This is a genomic window from Streptomyces inhibens (assembly GCF_022221585.1).
Lineage (GTDB): Bacteria > Actinomycetota > Actinomycetes > Streptomycetales > Streptomycetaceae > Streptomyces > Streptomyces inhibens.
The window spans coordinates 6,196,224-6,215,605 of the sequence record NZ_CP084681.1 but is presented as its reverse complement, the minus strand read 5'-3'; the positions used below and the strand labels follow the sequence as shown (position 1 = coordinate 6,215,605).

The following is a 19,382-nucleotide window of genomic DNA, read 5'->3' as shown; positions in this document are numbered from 1 at the left end:
CGCACCTCTCGACGGTTCGGTCGCTGCGCTCGCTCACTTGCCCTGGCCTCTTCGGTAGATCTTGCCGATGGCCTTCGGTGGCCGCAGTCTCTGTGCGGCCAGCGAGAGCACCAGCAGCGTGGCGATGTACGGGGCGACGCCGACGATCTCCAGCGGGACCGTGTCGGAGGTGGCGTACCAGACGGCGAGCAGCACGGCGGCGACCAGGCTGATCACGGCCTGGGTGCGCTGTCCGCCGCGCAGCTTCCACACCGCCAGGCCGACCAGCAGAACGGCGAGCAGGAGCAGCAGCGCGTGGACGGTGGGGCCGCCGCCGCGCAGCTGGAGCGCGTCCATGAAGCCGAACAGGCCGGCGCCCATGGCGACGCCGCCCGGCCGCCAGTTACCGAAGATCATGGTGGCGAGGCCGATATAGCCGCGGCCACCGGTCTGGCCGTCCTGGTAGATGTGCACGTAGATCGCGAGGAACGCGCCGCCGAGGCCGGCCAGCGCGCCGGAGACGGCCACCGCCGCGTACTTGTAGCGGTAGACGTTGACGCCCAGCGACTCGGCCGCGATCGGGCCCTCGCCGCAGGAGCGCAGCCGCAGACCGAAGGCGGAGCGCCACAGGACGAAGAAGGTGAGCACGAAGATGACGGCGGTCACCACGGTCAGCCAGGAGACGTTGGTGACCAGGGAGCCGGCGATGCCGGCCACGTCGGAGACCAGGAACCAGTGGTGCTGCTCGATCGAGTAGAGCCAGTCGGACAGGCCGGGAACGGTGAACGTCGGCATGTCGGGCATCGGTGGCGACTGCTTGTCGTTGCCGCCCGCGGCCGACGCCGCGCTACCGTCCGCGCCGAACCACAGCTTGGCGAGGAACTGGGTCAGTCCGAGCGCCATGATGTTGATGGCGACGCCGGAGATGATGTGGTCGACGCCGAAGGTGACGGTGGCGACGGCGTGCAGCAGTCCGCCGAGCGCGCCACCGAGGACGCCGGCCAGCGCCGCGGCCCAGGGGCCGTGCTGCCAGCCGACGGCGCCCGCGGAGAAGGCGCCGAGCATCATCATGCCTTCGAGGCCGATGTTGATGACGCCGGAGCGCTCGGACCACAGACCGCCGAGGCCGGCCAGGCCGATCGGCACGGCGGCGTTGAGCGCGGCGGTGTACTGGCCGGATTCGGTCAGGTTGTTGGCGCCGGTGACGATCCGCAGCAGGGACAGCAGGATCAGGCTGCCCGAGATGATCAGCAGGACCTTGGGGTAGCTGAGCTTGGCCCGGCGGATCTTGGGCTTGTGATGGTGGGGGCTCTGGTCGACCGGAGCCGTGAGGTTCGTACTCACGAGGACACCTCCGCCTTCTCGGTCTTACGGGCCTGGGCGGCGAGCTCCTCGCCGACCTGCCGTTGCTGGAGTCTGAGGCCGTAGCGGCGCACGAGTTCGTAGGCGATGACGACGCAGAGCACGATGACGCCCTGCATCACGCCGACGATCTCCTGCTCGTAGTCCTCGAATTCGAGCTGGGTGCCGGTGCGCTCCAGGAAGCCCCACAGCAGCGCGCCGGCGGCCATCCCGGCCGGGTGGTTGCGGCCCAGCAGCGCGATGGCGATGCCGGTGAAGCCGATACCGATGGGGAAGTCGGTGCCGTAGTTGTACGAGACGCCGAGCAGGGTCGGCATACCGATCAGGCCCGCCGCGGCGCCGGAGAGCAGCATGGAGGTGACGATCATCCGCTTGACGCTGACGCCGCTCGCCTCGGCCGCGGACTCGGACTGGCCGACCGTACGGAGGTCGAAGCCGAAGCGGGTGCGGTTGAGCACGAACCAGTACACGAAGCCGACGATGACGGCGATGACGATGAAGCCGTCGATGGGCTTGGGGCTGGTGGGGATGGTGAAGAAGTGGCTGGAGGCCGGGAGGTTGGGCGTGTGGAAGAGGTTGCCGTCCTTCCGCGCCAGCCGGCCTTCCTGGAGGAAGTAGCCGATGACCGCGGCCGCGATGGCGTTCAGCATGATCGTGGTGATCACCTCGCTGACGCCGCGGGTGGTCTTCAGCAGGCCCGCGATACCCGCCCAGACCGAGCCGACCAGCATCGCGACGAGGATGATCAGCGGGATCTGCAGGAAGCCGGGGAGCGTCAGCGCACCACCGACCACCGCGGCGAAGAACGCCGCGATGCGGTACTGGCCGTCGACACCGATGTTGAAGAGGTTCATCCGGAAGCCGATGGCGACGGCCAGCGCGGACAGGTAGTACGGGATCGCCTTGTTGATGATCCAGACCTGGCTGTCGCTCTTGGAGCCGAAGTCGGCCATCACCGTGTAGGCGTGGATCGGGTCCTTGCCGGTGGCCAGGATGATCACCGAGGTGATGGCCAGCGCGGCGACGATCGCCAGGACGGGCGCGGCGATGCCCAGGATCAGCTTGTTCTTGTCGAGCTTCTTCACTCGGACTCCCCCTCCTGGGACGAGCGCGGCTCCGGGTCCGCGGCGGGGCCGTTGTCGGAATGGGTGAGATGGCCGCTGGCGGCGCCGGTCATGGCCGAGCCCAGCTCCTCCGGGGTGATGGTGGCGGGGTCCGCGTCCGCGACGAGCCGGCCGCGGTACATCACCCGCAGGCCGTCGGACAGGCCGATCAGCTCGTCCAGGTCGGCCGAGATCAGCAGTACGGCGAGACCTTCGTGGCGGGCGGTGCGGATCTGGTCCCAGATCTGCGCCTGGGCGCCGACGTCCACGCCCCGGGTGGGGTGCGCGGCGATCAGCAGCTTGGGGTGATGGCTCATCTCACGGCCGACGATCAGCTTCTGCTGGTTGCCGCCGGAGAGCGAGGCCGCGGTGACCTCGATGCCGGGCGTACGGACGTCGTACTCGGCGACGATCCGCTCGGTGTCCGCGCGGGCGGCCTTCAGGTCGAGCAGCCGGCCCTTGGCGTTGGGCTTTTCGGTGACATGGCCCAGGATGCGGTTCTCCCACAGGGGGGCCTCCAGCAGCAGGCCGTGCCGGTGGCGGTCCTCGGGGATGTAGCCGATGCCGTCCTCGCGCCGGGTGCGGGTGGGCAGATGGCTGATGTCGATGCCGTCCAGCGTGATGGTGCCGCCGTCGGGGTCGCGCATGCCCATGATGGCCTCGACCAGTTCGGCCTGGCCGTTGCCCTCCACGCCCGCGATGCCCAGGACTTCGCCCTTGTGGATGGTCAGCGACACATCGTCCAGGACGGTGCGCTCGATCCCCTCCGCGTCGGCGGTGGTCAGCCGCAGCCCTTCGACCTTCAGCAGCTCCACGTCCGTGACGGTGGACTCACGGGTCTGCGGCGAGGGCAGTTCGCTGCCGACCATCAGCTCGGCGAGCTGCTTGGGCGTGGTCTCGCTGGGGACGACGGAGGCGACGGTGGTGCCGCGCCGGATGACGGTGATGTCGTCGGCGACCGAGAGCACCTCGCCCAGCTTGTGGGAGATGAAGATGACGGTCAGGCCCTCGGCCTTGAGCTCACGCAGGTTGTCGAAGAGCGCGTCGACCTCCTGCGGGACCAGGACCGCGGTCGGCTCGTCGAGGATGAGCGTACGGGCGCCGCGGTAGAGGACCTTGAGGATCTCCACGCGCTGGCGGTCGGCGACGCCGAGGTCCTCGACGAGGACGTCGGGGCGGATGCCGAGGCCGTAGCGGTCGGAGATCTTGAGGATCTCGGCGCGGGCCTTGCCGCTGATGCCGTGCAGTTTCTCGCCGCCGAGAACGATGTTCTCCAGGACGGTGAGGTTGTCGGCGAGCATGAAGTGCTGGTGCACCATGCCGATGTTGCGGGCGATGGCGTCGGCCGGGCTGTGGAAGCTGACCTGTTCGCCGTCGATGCTGATGGTGCCCTCGTCCGGCTTCTGCATGCCGTAGAGGATCTTCATCAGCGTGGACTTGCCCGCGCCGTTCTCGCCGACCAGCGCGTGCACGGTGCCGCGGTGGATGGTGATGTCGATGTCATGGTTGGCGACGACTCCCGGGAACCGCTTGGTGATCCCGCGGAGTTCCACCGCCGGTGCTGCGGCGGGGGCGCTGTCTGCCTGGGGGCTGCTGGACGCTTTGATGGCGCACTCTCCTCGGGGGACAGGGAGTGGTACGGAGGAGCGGGGAGGTGACGATATCGCGCCAACTCCGCGCTACGCGCGTAGTGTTGGCGCCGAAAAAAGCCGAAAAGCTGCCGGGTTGCTCCGGCGAACGGCCCGGCGCGGCGGCGTGGTGGCCGCTGCGCCGGGCCGGAAAGACCCTACTGCTTGGCGGGGGTGTCGCTGACCTTCACCTGGCCCGACGCGATCTTCTTCTTCGCCGCGTCGATCTTGCCCTGGATGTCGTCGATGAAGCCGCCCGAGGTGGACAGCCGCACGCCGTTGTCCTTGAGCGTGTAGCTCTTGTTGCCGGTCAGCGGCTTCTTGTCCTTGACGCTCTTGACCAGGTCAAAGACCGCCACGTCGACGTTCTTCATCACCGAGGTGAGGATCGAGTTCTTGTACTGGGCCAGACCCGGCTGCTGGTACTGGTCGGAGTCGACGCCGATCGCCCAGGTGCCCTTCTTGCCGGCGACCGTCTCGATCGAGCCGTTGCCGGACTGGCCGGCCGCGGTGTAAATGACGTCGATACCGGCGTCGAGCATGCCCTTGGCCTTGCCCTTCGCGGCGGCCGGGTCGTTGAAGCCCTTGTCGTCGTTGGCGTAGAGGTACTCGGAGGTGACCTTCGCCTTGGGGTCGGTGTCCTTGACGCCCTGCTCGAAGCCGGCCTGGAACTTCTGGATCAGCGCGTTGTTCACACCGCCGATGAAGCCGACCTTGTGGGTCTTGCTCTTCAGCGCGGCGGCGACACCGGCGAGGTAGGAGCCCTCGTGCTCGGCGAAGACCATGCCGTAGACGTTCTTGGCCTCGGAGGGCGAGTCGACGACGCCGAAGGTGGTGTCCGGGTAGTCCTTGGCGACCTTGTTGACGGACTTGCCGTAGTTGAAGCCGACACCGATGACGGGGTTGTAGCCCGCCTCGGCCAGCGAGGACAGCCGCTGCTCGCGGTCCGCCTCGGTCTCGCCGTTCTTGGCGGTCATCATCTTGGCCTTCACGCCGAGGTCCTTCTCGGCCTTGTCCACGCCACGGGCCGCCGCCTCGTTGAACGAGTGGTCGTCCCGGCCGCCGACGTCGAAGGCCAGGCCGACGCCCTTGTCCTTGCCACCGGACTCGGTGGACGACTCGCCGCAGGCGCTCAGCGAGAACGTGAGGGCCGCGGTGGCAATGCCCGCGGCAACGATCTTGGATACCCGGTGCACGGTGGGCCCCTTCGACTCGTAGCGCCTCCGTCGGCGCTGATTCCGCGGAATCGTAACGCGCGTAGATGCCAGGTAAAGGGGAGCTTGGCAGCCGTTATCGGATCGTCGCGAACGGCATCTGACCGGGAGAGTTACGGACGGTTACCGTCGAGCAGCGCGGCAGCGGTGAAAAGCTCCACGCCGACCTTGATCGCCGCCTCGTCCACATCGAAGTCGCCGCGGTGCAGATCGTGCCGGCTCGGCTCGCCGGGCGCCCTTACTCCCAGGCGAGCCATCGCGCCCGGGACGTGCTCCAGGTACCAGGAGAAGTCCTCGCCGCCCAGGGACTGTTCGGTGTCCTCGATGCTGTGAGCGCCGCGCCGGGCGGCCATGGCGTCGTGCAGCAGCTGGGCGCTCGACGCCTCGTTGACCACCGGCGGGACCCCGCGGACGTAGGTGATCTGCGGCTTCGCGCCGTACAGGGCGGCGACCTCGTCGATCGCGGCGTGCACCGTGTCCGGGGCCTTGCGCCAGGCGTCGAGATCGAGGCAGCGGACCGTGCCGGACAGCTCGGCGTGTTGCGGGATCACATTGCAGGCGTGTCCGGACTCCACCCGGCCCCAGGTGACGGCGAGCCCGGCCCGGGCGTCGACCCGGCGGGCGAGCAGCGCCGGCACATCGAGGGCGACCCGGGCGGCGGCGGTGACCATGTCGGTGGTCAGATGCGGGCGGGCGGTGTGGCCGCCGGGCCCGTCCAGCGCGACCTCCAGCCGGTCGCAGGCCGAGGTGATCGCTCCCGTACGCAGCCCGATCCGGCCGGCGTCGACCCGCGGGTCGCAGTGCACGGCGAGGATCCGGCCGACGCCGTCGAGCACACCGGAGTCGATCGCGTCGGGGGCGCCGCCCGGCAGCACCTCTTCCGCCGGCTGGAAGATCAGTCGCACCGGGCGGGGCAGCGCGCCGGCGCGGGCGAGCTCGGCCAGGACCAGGCCGGCGCCGAGGACGACGGTGGTGTGGACGTCGTGGCCGCAGGCGTGCGCACGGCCGGGGACCGTGGAGGCGTACTCGACGGTCTTGGTGTCCGGGATGGGCAGCGCGTCGATGTCCGCACGCAGGGCCAGCAGGGGGCCGGTGGCGCCGGTGTCCGTACCGATGTCGCAGATCAGACCGGTGCCGGTGGCCAGGACGCGGGGCCGCAGACCGGCCCGCTCCAGGCGGTCCTTGATCGCGGCGGTGGTCCGGAACTCCTGGTTGCCGAGCTCGGGGTGCCGGTGCAAGTCGCGGCGGAAGGCGCTGAGTTCGGCGCGCAGCGCCTCGGGGAGGGCGCCGGGGAGCGGGGCGGTGTCGGCAGCGGCGTCAGCGTCGTCGGTATCGCGGGACATCAGTTGGTTCACCCGTTGAAGGTTACGGGCCCCGATGGGGCAACTGTCCCTCGATCAACAAAAGTTCAGCCTGTTAGGGGAAGAAAATCTGGTCCGCTCGGCGCATGGACCGATGACGAGAGGGGTATGCAGTAAGGCTTCGCGCAGTGGGATTCAGCCGGCGGCCATCCGCTGGGTGAAGGGCAGTCGCTGCACGTCGCGGGCGGTGCCGGTGACCCCGTCGAGGAAGCCCTGTGCGCGCGGTGAGGCGTTCGCCGTCAGCCACTCCGGGTCGATATCACAGACCGCCACCTTCACCTCCGTGCCCAGCAGCGCCAGCGGCAGGGTGTGGACGACGGTCGAGGGGAAGCTGACGATCAGCCGTCCGATGGGGCCGCGCCGGGCGATCAGTTCGAGCGGCAGATCGGGGCGTACGACCTCCAGACCGGTTTCGTTCGCGAGCCGGTGGAGCTTCTCGGTGCTCTCGCGGCGGTGCGCGAAGTAGCGGGTGGCGCCGTGCGTACGGGCCAGGGTGCCGACCGCCGTCAGATAGCGGTCGACGTCCACCACTCCGGTCTCCACCAGCGAGGTGCCGACGATGTCGGCGGCGCGGGTGAGCCGGGGCGGGCCGAAGCGGCCGCGGGTCCAGGCGAACTCGTTGGTGGTGACGCGCACGCCCGGCGGCACCTCTACGGGCATCGAACTGAACAGCCCGACGGTGCGCCGGCCGCCCTCGGGTGCCGGGGTGAGCCGGCGCCGCGCGGTGGCCGAGAACGGCGCGAAGACCAGGTCCCGCGCGCCGCGCCCGCTGCCGTGCCGGTGCCAGCGCACCAGCCGCTCGCCACGGGCGAGTTGGGAGATGAACTCCATGGTGGCGGTGCCGTCGTCGACCACGACCAGATGGCGCGCCCTGGTGAGGGTGAGCAGCAGCTGGACGTAGCGGGAGAACGGGTCGCCGATGACGACGCGGCGGGCGCGGCGCAGCAGCGGGGTGAGTCCGCCGATGGTGCGCAGCGGCGCGGTCGGGCCGCCGCGGGCCTCTTCCCAGCGCACCGTATGGCCTTCTTCGCGGGCGAGTTCGGCCATCCGGCGCAGCTGCCCGCGGGTCATCGGGTCGTGCGGGGAGAGCACGACGACGGTGAGCGCGGTGGCCTTGGCCGTATACGCCCATTCCAGGACGTTCAGCAGCTGCACCGGGGACTCGACGAAGGCGAGGGTGCCGGTGTCCGGGGCGGCCTCGCCGGTGCGCTCACCGGCGCGTGCGGTCCGGTTGCGCTGCCGCGGCACCCCCAGGAGACGACGGGCGGGAGTACCCGTCGTCTCCTGGGGCGGGACCTCGGCGCCGGGCGTGGCGGGCGCGGCGCTGGTCCCTTCAGGTGAGCTCACCTTGGCTCCCGTCGGTTTTCGGTCGGGTCTCAGACGGCCGCCGGCTCGACGTCGAGGCCGGCAGCCTCAGCAGCCTCCGTCTCGGCGACCACGCCGGTGACGCGGCGCAGCTTCTTCATCGGGCCGAGCTCGCTCTCGTAGACCTTCTTGACGCCGTCACCGAGGGACTCCTCGATGGTGCGGATGTCGCGGACCAGGCGGGACAGGCCGCCGGGCTCGACGGAGGCGGCCTGGTCGGAGCCCCACATGGCGCGGTCGAGGGTGATGTGGCGCTCGATGAAGGTGGCGCCGAGGGCGACCGCGGCGAGGGTGGTCTGCAGACCGGTCTCGTGGCCGCTGTAGCCGATCGGGACGTTCGGGTACTCCTCCTGCAGGGTGTTGATCATGCGCAGGTTGAGCTCCTCGGCCTTGGCCGGGTAGGTGCTGGTGGCGTGGCAGAGCAGGATGTTGTCGCTGCCCAGGACCTCGACCGCGTGGCGGATCTGCTTCGGGGTCGACATGCCCGTCGAGAGGATGACGGTGCGGCCGGTGGCGCGCATGGCGCGCAGCAGCTCGTCGTCGGTGAGCGAGGCGGAGGCGACCTTGTAGCAGGGCACGTCGAACTTCTCCAGGAAGGCGACGGACTCGACGTCCCAGGGGGAGGCGAACCAGGCGATGCCGCGCTTCTTGCAGTACTCGTCGATGGCGCGGTAGCCGTCCTCGTCGAACTCCACGCGGTGGCGGTAGTCGATGTAGGTCATCCGGCCCCAGGGGGTGTCACGCTCGATGTCCCACTGGTCGCGCGGGGTGCAGATCTCCGGGGTCCGCTTCTGGAACTTCACCGCGTCACAGCCGGCGTCGGCGGCGGCGTCGATCAGCGCGAACGCGTTCTCCAGGTCGCCGTTGTGGTTGATGCCGATCTCGCCGGTGACGTAGACGGGGCGGCCGGGGCCGGCAACGCGGTCGCCGAGGGTGCGGAGGCGGGAGTTGCTGCTCATGGGGAGGATTCCTTCGTGTGGATAAGGGGGGTGTGCGGGGGTGGGGGTCTGGGTGGGTTACAGGGCTGGGCGGGTGGGAGTTACAGAGCCGGGCCCAGCAGCCAGGCGGCGATCTCCCGGATCGCGCCGCTGCCGCCGGGCGTCGCGGTGACCGCGCGGGCCGCGCCGCGCACCACGTCGTGCGCCCCGGCGACCGCCACGGGCCAGCCGACGAGGTCGAAGCACGGGAGGTCGTTGACGTCGTTGCCGACGTAAAGCACGCGCTCGGGCGCGATGCCCGCTTCCTCGCACCACTGCTTGAGGGCGAGGTCCTTGCGGTCGATGCCGTGCAGGACGGGTACCTGGAGCTTGCGGGCCCGTGCGGCGACGACCGGGTTCTTCTCCGTGGACAGGATCAGCAGCTTCAGCTCCGCCTTGCGCAGGGCCGCGATGCCGAGGCCGTCGCCGCGGTGGACCGCGACGATCTCCCGTCCGTCGGCGTCGATCAGCACCCGGTCGTCGGTCTGGGTGCCGTCGAAGTCGAGTACCACCGCGTCGATGTCGTCCATGGTGGGAAGGGCCCGGGACGTGTGGGGGTACCCCCTGCACGAAGTGCTTGGGGGAGAGTCGAGCAGCGGCGCGAGCGCGCGGGCGCGGGCGAGATCGTGCGGATCGTCGATCTCCAGCACCCGGGCGGGGTCGGTGCGGACGAGCTCGGTGCGGCCGAAGAAGCGGTGGCCGCTGGTGCGGAAGCCGGCCGCGTCCATGGCGTAGGCGGCGCCGGTCTCCAGCAGGTCCTGGGGGCGGTCCTGGCGGCGCGGCCGGAAGGACTTGTCGTGGTTGACGCCGTAGCCGCCGGTGGTGCTGCCGGTCGTGGTGACGGTGGCCCGGGCGGTGGACTGCGCGGCGGCGGACTGGGCGGGGATCGCCGCGCCCACCCCCGCGTCGTCCGCGGCGTCCCGCCAGACGAAGCCGTGGAACGGTGCCACGGTCAGCGCGCTGTCGGCGCCGCCCTCGACGACCGCGGCGGCCACCCCGTCGATGTCCTCGCGGACGATGAACGGGCTGGTGCACTGGACCAGCAGCACCGCGTCGACCTGCCGGCCCTGTTCGGCCTCGTAGGCGTCCATGGCGTGCAGCACGGCGGCCTCGCTGGTGGCGGTGTCGCCCGCGATGTCGCCGGGGCGTCGTACGACGACCGCTCCGGCGCCGCGCGCGGCGGCCGCGATCCCGGCGTCGTCGGTGGAGACCACGACATCGGTGACCAGGCGGGCGGCGCGGCATTCGCGGACCGCGCGGGCCACCAGGGGCACTCCCCCGACGGCGGCGAGGTTCTTGGCGGGCACGCCCTTGGATCCGCCGCGGGCGGGGATGACGGCAACCACGGTCGGCGGGCTGCTCTGCGGGCTCTGCGGCATATCGGGCTCCTTCCGGGGGCCGTCGGGGCTCCGGGGGCTGGCGGGCGGCGGGGTGGTCACAGCTGCCCCCAGCGGCGGATGGCGGGGGCGACGCGCTGGACACCGTGGCGGTAGGCGCCGCGGGCGGCCTCGCGGACCGTGTCGCGGGCGACCCGGCGCAGTCCGCCGGTCTCCTCGGGGGCCTCCGCGTAGCCGGCGACCGGCTCACCGTGCGGGTCCAGGCCGTGCCGGGCGAGGATGCCGGGCAGGTAGCCGGGGGCGGTGCGGGGTGTGTAGTACGGGGTGATCGGCGGCAGGGCGTCGGCGGTGCGCAGCTCGGTGACCTTGGCGCGGGCCGCGTCGAAGGCCTTCTCATACGTGCCGTCCGCGGCGACCCCCTGCCGGGCCAGCCACTCCTGGTCGGGCTCCGGGCGGTGCCCGGCGTCCAGCTCGTCCCAGGAGGCGAGGCAGCCCGAGCCGAGGAAGTGGTGGTTGCCGAGGACCTCGCGGATGCCGAGGTCGGTGAGGACGGCGGTGGGGATGCCGCGGTGCAGCGATTCCAGCGCGGCCGTCGAGCTGACCGTCACCATCAGGTCGGTGCGGTCCAGGACCTCGCCCATGTTGCCGTACACCAGGCGGCAGTTGGCGGGCAGTCCGCCGGGCGCCTTGGTGGCGAGCTTCTGGTAGGGCAGTTCCTCGATGTGGGTGGTGTGCTCGCCCGGCTTGCTGCGGAGCTTGATCAACACCTCGCGGTCGGGGTGCTTACGGGCGTGCTCAACTGCCCTGCGCAGCAGGTACGTCCGGTCCGCGCGGCTCTCCGGGACGGAAGGCTGGGCGGCGAACACCACGGTATAGGGGTCGTGCGCGCCAGTGTCGCTACCGGCGGTGTCGGCGATGTAGCGGTCGCCGCCGAGGAAGGGCAGGGCGCATTCGACGACGCTGCTGTCGTCGGCGCCGACACCGCGGTAGACCTCGCGGAACCGGTCGGCGTCGTGGCGGGAGTTGGCGAGCACCACATCCGCGCCGTGCCGCAGCAGCAGCCCGTCGGCGAGCTTCTCGTAGACGACACCGACATAGCCGGTGACGACCACGGGGCGGCTCTGTGCACCCTGCCAGGCGCGGGCGAGGCCGTGCAGCATCGCCTGCACCGCGCCGCCGACACAGGCCAGCACGACGACGTCGTACTGCGTACGGTCGATGGACCGCACACTGTCCTTCATCTGTTCCAAGAAGGTGACGCCCCTGATTTCGCGCAGCGAGTCCGCACGGGCGCCGACCTCGTCGAGCTGGCGGACCGTGGGAGTGGCGCGGCCGCGGAGCAGATAGCCGTCGAGCCGGATGTCCGGTTGGATTCGGTACGCTGTCAAAGCGCCCCATTTCCACCGGGTATCCGAGTCGGCGAGCACGGCGACTCGCGGCGAAGAAGTGGTACGTGATGGCACGTTGAAGACGCTAGGAAGGCATTCCGTTTGGCGGGCCAACTGGGCCGCAACAAACGGTTAACAGCGGGTCGACGAATGGCGAACCGGCCCGATTGTCGGCCTGGTTAACCATCCCGCCATTCTTCGTTCACCTTGGGGCCCGCGCCCCGTAAAGACGAATGCCGACTCCGCACCTAACGTCACCCAGGTGGTTAAGCTCTCCGTCATCGTGCCGTTCTTCAACGTGCAGACATACGCGCCCGACACCCTGAAAAGCCTGGCGGCCAACGCCCGCGAGGACTTTGAATTCCTGCTCGTCGACGACTGTTCGCGCGACGAGACCCCGCAGATTCTCGAGCGCGCCGAGCGCGAGCTGCCGGGCGCCAGACTGCTGCGGCACGAACGAAACGGCGGCCTGGCCACCGCCCGTAACACCGGCCTGGACGAGGCCCGCGGCCAGTACGTCACCTTCCTGGACGGCGACGACTGGCTGGCCCCCGGATACTTCCCCGAACTCCTCTCCGTCATCGAGGAGTTGGGGTGCGACTTCGTCCGCACCGACCATGTCCAGTGCACCGCCCGGGCGCGCACCGTGCACCGTGTCCCGCACGGCCGGCGCGGTGTGGTGATGGATCCGCGCGACGTCATCCTGCCCGCCGACCGCTCCACCTCCGTCGACTACGCCTACGCCTGGGCCGGGATGTACCACCGCCGGCTGCTGGACGACGGGGTGCTGCATTTCAAGGACGGGCTGCGCACCGCGGAGGACCGCCCGTGGATCTGGCGGCTGCACCGCGAGGCGAAGTCCATGGCGGTGGTCGGACTGCTCGGCGTTTTCTATCGGCGGGGTGTGGCGTCCTCGCTCACCCAGATCGGAGACGTCCGGCAATTGGACTTCATTCGGGCCTTCGATCAGGTGATCGAAGAAACCGCACAAGATCGTGATGCGGATCTGCTGCTCCCGAAGGCGGTGCGCACCTATTGCGCGATCATTTCCCACCATCTCGGTTCGATCGAACGATTCGAACCGCAGGTCGCCCGTAAATTGCGCTCGATGAGCGCCGCGGCCATGAAACGCATGCCGCAGGACGTACTGAAGGAAGCACTGGATTCGATGGATGTGCAGCGCGCGTCCCGGCTGCGGCGGCTGCGCCGTCGCCCCGTCCCGGCGGAGGTCGCCGCCTGATGCCCACCCGACCGCGTACCCAGATCTTCATGGCGTCCACGCTCTACGGCGCGGCGACGCTGGCCGCCGCGCTGGACGCCGACTGCTTCGCACCGGCCGACCGCCGGCTGCTGCTGCTCAGCAACAACGCCACGACCCCGGAGACCACCGCGTCGCTGGACACCATGCCGGGCTTCGCGCGACTGCGCGGCCGCTTCGACCGGGTGCTGTCGTGGAACGAGACGATCAGCCCGTTCCACCCCGGCGGCTGGTCGCCGCGCCCGGACGACGTCCCGCTGTGGGAGCGGCATCTGCGGCTGCTGTGGGGCCTGGGTGACGACCATATCGAGCTGGTCGTGGAGTCCATCCAGGTCAACCCGGCGCTGGCGATCGCCCAGCTGTTCCCCGACGCCCCGATCGACGTCTATGCCGACGGGCTGATGAGCTACGGCCCCACCCGCAACAAGCTCGACCCGCTGGTCGGCACCCGTATCAACCGGCTGCTGCACCTGGATCTGGTACCGGGCCTGACGCCGCTGCTGCTGACCGAGTTCGAGGTCGAGGCGCAGACCGTACCGACCGACGCCTTCACCAAGGTGCTCCGCGAACTCTCCGACGCCGGCGGGGAGTTGGACGTGCCCGAGGGCGCCGCGCTGCTGCTCGGCCAGTACCTCTCCGCACTGGGCATCCTCACTCCCGAGGAGGAGGAGGACCTGCATGTGCGGATGGTGCGCGGCGCCGTCGAGCGCGGTCACCGCGAGATCGTCTTCAAGCCGCACCCGTCCGCACCGGCCCGCTGGTCGACGCTGCTGGAGCGGGAGGCGGAGAAGCTGGACATCGAGCTGACCGTGCTGGACAGCCCGGTGCTGGCCGAGGTGCTCTACCAGCGGATGCGCCCCGCGCTGGTCGTCGGCTGCTTCTCCACCGCGCTGCTGACCGCGGCCACGTTCTACGACCTGCCGACCGCGCGCACCGGCACCGGTCTGCTGCTGGAGCGGCTCACGCCGTACCAGAACAGCAACCGGGTCCCGGTCACGATCGTGGACGCGCTGGTGCCCGACCTCGGCGACCGCGGCGAGCGCCCGCGCGCCCTGGCCACCGCCAAGAGCGTCCAGGGGCTGGTCGCCGCCGTCGGCTACGCGATGCAGCACCAGATCTATCCGCAGCTGCGGCCGGCCGCCGAGCGCTATCTCGCGGCCCACCTCGACCCGTACACCTGGCGCTACTTCAAGCGCCGTCGGCTGACCGCGCTGGCGCTGCCCGGCGCGATCCCTTCCCAGCTGTCGTTCATCCCGCGCAACGCCACCGTCCGCAGGGTCGCGCGCCGTGCGCGGGCGGTGCAGCGGCGGCTGAAGAAGCGGGCCGCATTCGGATGACCACGCCTCAGCTGACGACCGGCGCGCCATCCGTCGCGCCGGATGTCGCCACCACCGCACCGAGGGCCGCGATACGGGGGCGCAGCCGCGACGGCTCGTCGCGGCTGCGCGCCCTGGACGGGCTGCGGTTGCTCGCCGCCCTGATGGTCGCCGCGTACCACTACGGAGGGCGCGGCGGCGACATAGCGCAGGCCTGGGGCGGTTCGCCCGCCCACCAATTCCCCACCGCCGCACCGCTGTTCGCCTACGGCTGTCTGGGCGTCCAGATCTTCTTCGTGATCAGCGGCTTTGTGATCTGCCTCAGCGGCTGGGGCCGGACGCTGCGCGCCTTCGTCGCCTCCCGGATATCCCGCCTCTACCCGGCGTACTGGGCGGCGATCCTCCTGGTCACCGCGGTCTTCGCACTGCCCTGGGTCGCCTACAAGGCGCTGCCGCCCAGCGAGGTGCTGACCAATCTGACGATGCTTCAGCAGCCGCTCGGCGTCCGCCGGGTACTCGGCGTGTGCTGGACCCTCTGGGCCGAGATGCGGTTCTATGCGCTCTTCGCGCTCTGCGTCGTCCTGCCCGGCGCCACCCGCGGCCGGGTCGTGCTCTTCTGTGCGGGCTGGACGCTGGCCGCGGCGCTGGCGCAGGCAGCGCACCAGCCCTTCCTCGACACCGTCCTGATGCCCGAGTACGCGCCGTTCTTCATCGGCGGCATCGGCCTGTACCTGCTGCACCGCTACGGCGCCCGCGATCCGATCGCCTGGGCGATAGTGCTGGTCAGCTGGTTGATCGGTCAGCACTACGCGGTCGCCGGACTCTGGCACGCGCCCTCGGCGACCGCCTTCTCCTACCGCTCGACGGCCGGCATCATCGCCGTCGTCACGATCGGCTTCGCGCTGGTCGCGGCGGTCGCCCTGGGCAAACTCCGCTGGGCGAACTGGCGCTGGCTGACCATCGCGGGCGCGCTGACCTACCCGTTCTATCTCGTGCACGAGCACCTGGGGTGGGTCGTGGTGCGTGCGCTGCACCGCGGGGTCGGCCTGCCGTCGTACGCGACGCTGATACTGACCGTCGGCCTGATGCTGCTGCTGGCGTGGGTGCTGCACCGCTGGATCGAGCGCCCGCTCACGCCCGTACTGAAGCGGTCGATCGACCCCCGTCGCTGATCAGCTCCCCGCAGCCCGGCCCGCGGTGGCCTCGATCCCGGCGACGATGATGCGCAGCCCGGCCTCGAAGGACCGCTCGACGTCGCCGAACATGACGCGCCCCGCCGACGCCGCGAGCGGATAGCTCTCACCGAGCTTCTGCTCGCGGTCGACCAGGTCGTAGGCCGGATCGCGGGTCGCCGGCGCGCCCGGCTCCGGATGGACCGACTGCTCCTCGATCACCAGGCCGATGGTGAAGTTGTACCCGGTCCACCAGGCCTGTGCCGCTTCGTCCGGCGCGAAGCCCCCTTCGGTGAAGCGGCTGATGAAGCGTTCGAGCGGCAGGGCGTGGCTGTCGTCGGTCATCCGTGTACCGCTGAAGACCTTGCCACCGTCGCGGTAACCGAGCAGCTCACGGCGTAGCCCCCGGCAGGCGGTGACGAGGGTGTCCTGCCAGGTGCGGCCGAGAACCGTCCCCTCGGGGCCCTCCCCCACCAGCGGTCCGGTCATCCGGTGGAACATCTCGGTGGCCATCTCGTCGAGCAGTTCCTGTTTGTTCTTGAAGTGCCAGTACAGCGCGGGCGCCTGGACGTTCAGCTCCTTTGCGATACGGCGCAGGGTGAGGCCGTCGAGACCGACCTCGTTCAGTAGCCGCAGGGCGGTTTCCACCACCAGTTTTCGGTCGATGCGCGATGCCATGTTGACAACTTAACACTGTTAAAGCCATGCTCGGGAACATGGAACTTAACAACGTTAAGGACGCCTTCGACGCCGCCATGCCGGAAGCCGGTACGACCGTCGACGTACTGATCGCCGGCGCGGGCCCGACCGGCGTCGCCCTCGGCATCGACCTCGCCCGGCGCGGCGTGCGCGCCCTGATCGTCGAGCGGCAGGACCGCCTCTCCCTCGGCGCCCGCGGCACCGGTCTGCAGCCGCGCACCCAGGAGGTCTACGACGACCTCGGGGTGCTGGACGCCGTACGGGCGGCGGGCGGCCTCTACCCGGAGATGGCCCGCTGGGAGGACGGCCGGATCGTCGAGACCTTCGACATCATCGAGCGGGTCGATCCGACGCCCGCCGCGCCGCACTCGAACGCCCTGATGGTGCCGCAGTTCCGCAATGTGGAGCTGCTGTACGCACGGCTGCTGGAGCTCGGCGGCAGTGTGCTCTTCGGCACCGAACTCGTCGAATTCGAGCAGGACTTGGAGGGTGTGAAGGCGGGCGTCCGCCTGGTGGACGGCGGCGGCCTGCGGACCGTACGCGCCGGCTATCTGGTCGCCGCGGACGGCGGGCGCAGCACCGTACGCCGGGCCCTCGGCGTCGGGATGAGCGGCCCGTCGCTGGAGCCGGGCGCCGCGGTGCTCGCGGACGTCCGGGTGGACGGGTTCGACCGCCACCACTGGCACCGCTGGGTCCTGCCGAACGGCGGGTTCGTCGCCCTGCTCCCGCTCGCCGGTACCGACCTCTTCCAGGCCTTGGTCGCGGCGCCCTCCGACGAGCCGGACACCTCGCCGGAGGCGGTCCGCGCCCTGATCGCGAAGTACACCCACCTCACCGCGGAGCAGGTCCGCGAGGTCGTGTGGGCCTCCATCTTCCGCCCCAAGGCGGGTATGGCCGACGCCTTCCGCCTCGGCCGGGTCTTCCTGGCCGGCGATGCCGCGCACGTCCACTCGCCGGCGGGCGGCCAGGGCCTCAACACCAGCGTCCAGGACGCCTACAACCTCGGCTGGAAGCTCGGCCAGGTGCTGCGGCACGGCGCCCCGGACACCCTTCTCGACACCTACCACACCGAGCGCCACCCGATTGCCGAGCGCATCCTGGAGACCAGCACCCGGCTGCACCGCTCCGGCTCACTGCGCCGCGGCCGGGACCTGCATCAGCTCGACATCGGCTACCCCGACAGCCCGCTGACGAAGGAACTGCGTACGGACCTTCCCGAGGGCGCGCTCGTGGCCGGCGGCCGGGCCCCGGACGCCCCCTGCCACACCGCCGACGGCAAGCCCACCCGGCTCTTCGACGCCTACCGGGGACCGCACTTCACCCTGCTCGCCCTCAACGGCACCGAGCTCGACACCGATCTCGACGCGACCGCGCTGCCCGTCGATCCCGACCTGCTGCGCATCGTCCGCGTCGGCGGCCCGGCTCCCGACCTGGTCGACACCGACGGCCATATCCGTGACGCCTACGGCAGCGACCCGGCTCTTTTCCTCATCCGCCCCGACGGCTACCTCGCCCTGGCCGCACCCGCCGAGAACGCCACGGCGCATGCGCTCGCCGGCCTGGCCCCGTACTTCGGTGCGAGCACGAGCGAGGGCGCGACGCCGGCAGCACGGTGACAAGCGCACGAGGCCGTACCGGCGGATGTCCGCTGGTACGGCCTCGTGCCGGGAACAGGCGCCTGAGGGGGGGTGGGGCGCCCGGGGCGGTGCTCCGCCCAGAAGGTCCAGGGTCCTAGAGGACCAGGGAGAGCAGCAGGACGCAGACGATCCCGACGACCGAGATCAGCGTCTCCATCACCGACCAGGTCTTCAGCGTCTGGCCGACGTCCATCCCGAAGTACTCCTTGACCAGCCAGAACCCGGCGTCGTTGACATGGCTGAAGAACAGCGATCCGGAGCCGATGGCCAGCACCAGGAGTGCGCCATGGGTGGTGCTCATCTCCGCGGCGAGCGGGGCGACCAGCCCGGCGGCGGAGATGGTGGCCACCGTCGCGGAGCCGGTCGCGAGCCGGATGGCGACCGCGATCAGCCAGGCCAGCAGCAGGGTGGAGAGGTGCCAGCCCTTGGAGACGTCCAGGATCATCTGGCCGACACCGGCGTCCACCAGCGTCTGCTTGAAGCCGCCGCCCGCGCCGACGATCAGCAGCACCCCGGCGATCGGGGCGAGCGACTTCTCGACGGTGGAGGCGATCCGGCCGCGGGTGAAGCCGGCCGCCCGGCCCAGCGTGAACATCGCGACGATGACGGCGGTCAGCAGCGCGATCAGCGGAGAGCCGATGACGTCGAAGACCCTCTGGACCGTGTGCTCCGGATTGTCGACGACGATGTCCACCAGCGCCTTGGCCAGCATCATCACGACGGGCAGGAGGACGGTGGCGACGGTGATCCCGAAGCCGGGGCGCTTCTCCAGCTCGTCCGAGGGGCGCCCGGCCTGCGGGTCCGAGGTCTCCCCGGAAGAGTGCAGCATCTTCTCGGGCGGGCGGATGTCCACCCAGCGGGCCGCGTAACGGGAGAAGAGCGGACCGGCGATGATCGCGGTCGGGACGGCGACGACCACGCCGAGCGCGAGGGTGATACCGAGGTTGGCGCCCACCGCGTCGATGGCGACGAGCGGGCCGGGGTGCGGCGGGATCAGACCGTGCATGACGGAGAGTCCGGCCAGCGCCGGGATGCCGATCCGCATCAGCGAGAAGTTGCCGCGCTTGGCGACCAGCAGCACCACCGGTATCAGCAGCACGATGCCGACCTCGAAGAAGATCGGCAGCCCGACGATCCCGGCGATCAGCACCATCGCCCAGGGCATCGCCCGCCGGCTCGACTTCGCCAGGATCGTGTCGACGATCCGGTCCGCGCCGCCGGAGTCGGCGAGCAGCTTGCCGAGGACGGCGCCGAGCGCGATCAGCACACCCGTGCCCGCCACCGTCGTGCCCAGCCCGGTCGAGAAGCTGGTGATGGCCTTGTCGAGCGGCGCACCGGCCACCGCGCCGAGCACCAGCGAGCCGATGATCAGCGACAGAAAGGCATGCAGCTTGAACTTGGTGATGAGCAGGACGATGACGGCTATGCCGGCCAGGACGGCGATGCCCAGCTGTGCGTGACCGGCCGAGGTGATGGGCTCGGTCGCATCCGCTGCGAGCATCTCGACGCTGAGATGTGTCACGGCGATTCCCTTGGTTGGAGGGGGGAGGGGGAGGGGGTACCGCGTACAGGGGGGTGCTGCGGTA

Annotated in this window: 15 protein-coding genes; 4 read left to right on the top strand and 11 right to left on the bottom strand. The window is 70.4% G+C overall.

The genetic code is table 11. From position 1 onward, the window contains the following. Window positions 1–33 precede the first annotated feature (33 nt). The 9 genes from KI385_RS28275 to KI385_RS28235 form a co-directional block, all read right to left on the bottom strand. A complete protein-coding gene (locus KI385_RS28275; protein WP_238577878.1) occupies window positions 34–1,266 on the bottom strand; it encodes an ABC transporter permease in 1,233 nt (410 codons plus the stop codon). 53 nt (window positions 1,267–1,319) lie between these two features. Beyond that, window positions 1,320–2,426, bottom strand: coding sequence for an ABC transporter permease (locus tag KI385_RS28270; RefSeq protein ID WP_238574974.1), 1,107 nt, complete (start codon window positions 2,424–2,426; stop codon window positions 1,320–1,322). Next, complete coding sequence (locus KI385_RS28265) at window positions 2,423–4,051, bottom strand: ABC transporter ATP-binding protein (RefSeq protein ID WP_238577877.1); 1,629 nt, start codon at window positions 4,049–4,051, stop codon at window positions 2,423–2,425. Before KI385_RS28265 ends, KI385_RS28270 begins: the two co-directional genes overlap by 4 nt. 179 nt (window positions 4,052–4,230) lie before the next feature. Continuing rightward, on the bottom strand, window positions 4,231–5,268 hold the full coding sequence (locus tag KI385_RS28260) for a BMP family lipoprotein (RefSeq protein WP_238574973.1): 1,038 nt from the start codon (window positions 5,266–5,268) through the stop codon (window positions 4,231–4,233). A gap of 131 nt (window positions 5,269–5,399) precedes the next feature. Then, window positions 5,400–6,629 carry an amidohydrolase gene (locus KI385_RS28255; protein ID WP_238577876.1) on the bottom strand — a complete coding sequence of 410 codons (1,230 nt, stop codon included), beginning with the start codon at window positions 6,627–6,629 and terminating at the stop codon, window positions 5,400–5,402. 153 nt (window positions 6,630–6,782) lie between these two features. Further along, the gene (locus KI385_RS28250) at window positions 6,783–7,994 is read right to left on the bottom strand and encodes a hypothetical protein (RefSeq protein ID WP_238574972.1); all 1,212 of its coding nucleotides are present in this window, start codon (window positions 7,992–7,994) and stop codon (window positions 6,783–6,785) included. Window positions 7,995–8,023: 29 nt separating this feature from the next. After that, on the bottom strand, window positions 8,024–8,971 hold the full coding sequence (locus KI385_RS28245; RefSeq protein ID WP_238574971.1) for an N-acetylneuraminate synthase family protein: 948 nt from the start codon (window positions 8,969–8,971) through the stop codon (window positions 8,024–8,026). Between the two features lie 80 nt (window positions 8,972–9,051). After that, window positions 9,052–10,368 (bottom strand): acylneuraminate cytidylyltransferase, encoded by a 1,317-nt coding sequence (locus tag KI385_RS28240; protein ID WP_238574970.1) that lies wholly within the window; start codon window positions 10,366–10,368, stop codon window positions 9,052–9,054. A gap of 56 nt (window positions 10,369–10,424) precedes the next feature. Then, window positions 10,425–11,753, bottom strand: coding sequence for a DUF6716 putative glycosyltransferase (locus KI385_RS28235; RefSeq protein WP_238577875.1), 1,329 nt, complete (start codon window positions 11,751–11,753; stop codon window positions 10,425–10,427). 223 nt (window positions 11,754–11,976) lie between these two features. On the opposite strand from KI385_RS28235, the gene KI385_RS28230 reads away from it, so the two are divergent. Genes KI385_RS28230 through KI385_RS28220 form a run of 3 tightly spaced genes read left to right on the top strand, consistent with a single transcriptional unit; the run spans window position 11,977 to window position 15,460 of the window. Beyond that, entirely contained in the window at window positions 11,977–12,954 is a 978-nt protein-coding gene (locus tag KI385_RS28230; RefSeq protein WP_238574969.1) for a glycosyltransferase family 2 protein, read from the top strand. Next, the gene (locus KI385_RS28225) at window positions 12,954–14,309 is read left to right on the top strand and encodes an alpha-2,8-polysialyltransferase family protein (protein WP_238574968.1); all 1,356 of its coding nucleotides are present in this window, start codon (window positions 12,954–12,956) and stop codon (window positions 14,307–14,309) included. The genes KI385_RS28230 and KI385_RS28225 overlap by 1 nt, the downstream gene beginning before the upstream one ends. After that, entirely contained in the window at window positions 14,306–15,460 is a 1,155-nt protein-coding gene (locus tag KI385_RS28220) for an acyltransferase family protein (RefSeq protein WP_238574967.1), read from the top strand. Before KI385_RS28225 ends, KI385_RS28220 begins: the two co-directional genes overlap by 4 nt. Here the strand turns inward: KI385_RS28220 and KI385_RS28215 are convergent, their stop codons facing one another. Further along, the gene (locus tag KI385_RS28215; protein WP_238574966.1) at window positions 15,461–16,138 is read right to left on the bottom strand and encodes a TetR/AcrR family transcriptional regulator C-terminal domain-containing protein; all 678 of its coding nucleotides are present in this window, start codon (window positions 16,136–16,138) and stop codon (window positions 15,461–15,463) included. It abuts the gene before it with no gap. A 38-nt stretch (window positions 16,139–16,176) separates the two neighbouring features. Between KI385_RS28215 and KI385_RS28210 the strand changes: the two genes are divergently transcribed. Then, window positions 16,177–17,775 carry an FAD-dependent monooxygenase gene (locus KI385_RS28210; protein WP_238574965.1) on the top strand — a complete coding sequence of 533 codons (1,599 nt, stop codon included), beginning with the start codon at window positions 16,177–16,179 and terminating at the stop codon, window positions 17,773–17,775. Between the two features lie 115 nt (window positions 17,776–17,890). Here the strand turns inward: KI385_RS28210 and KI385_RS28205 are convergent, their stop codons facing one another. Then, on the bottom strand, window positions 17,891–19,318 hold the full coding sequence (locus KI385_RS28205) for a GntT/GntP/DsdX family permease (RefSeq protein ID WP_238574964.1): 1,428 nt from the start codon (window positions 19,316–19,318) through the stop codon (window positions 17,891–17,893). Window positions 19,319–19,382: the final 64 nt, after the last annotated feature.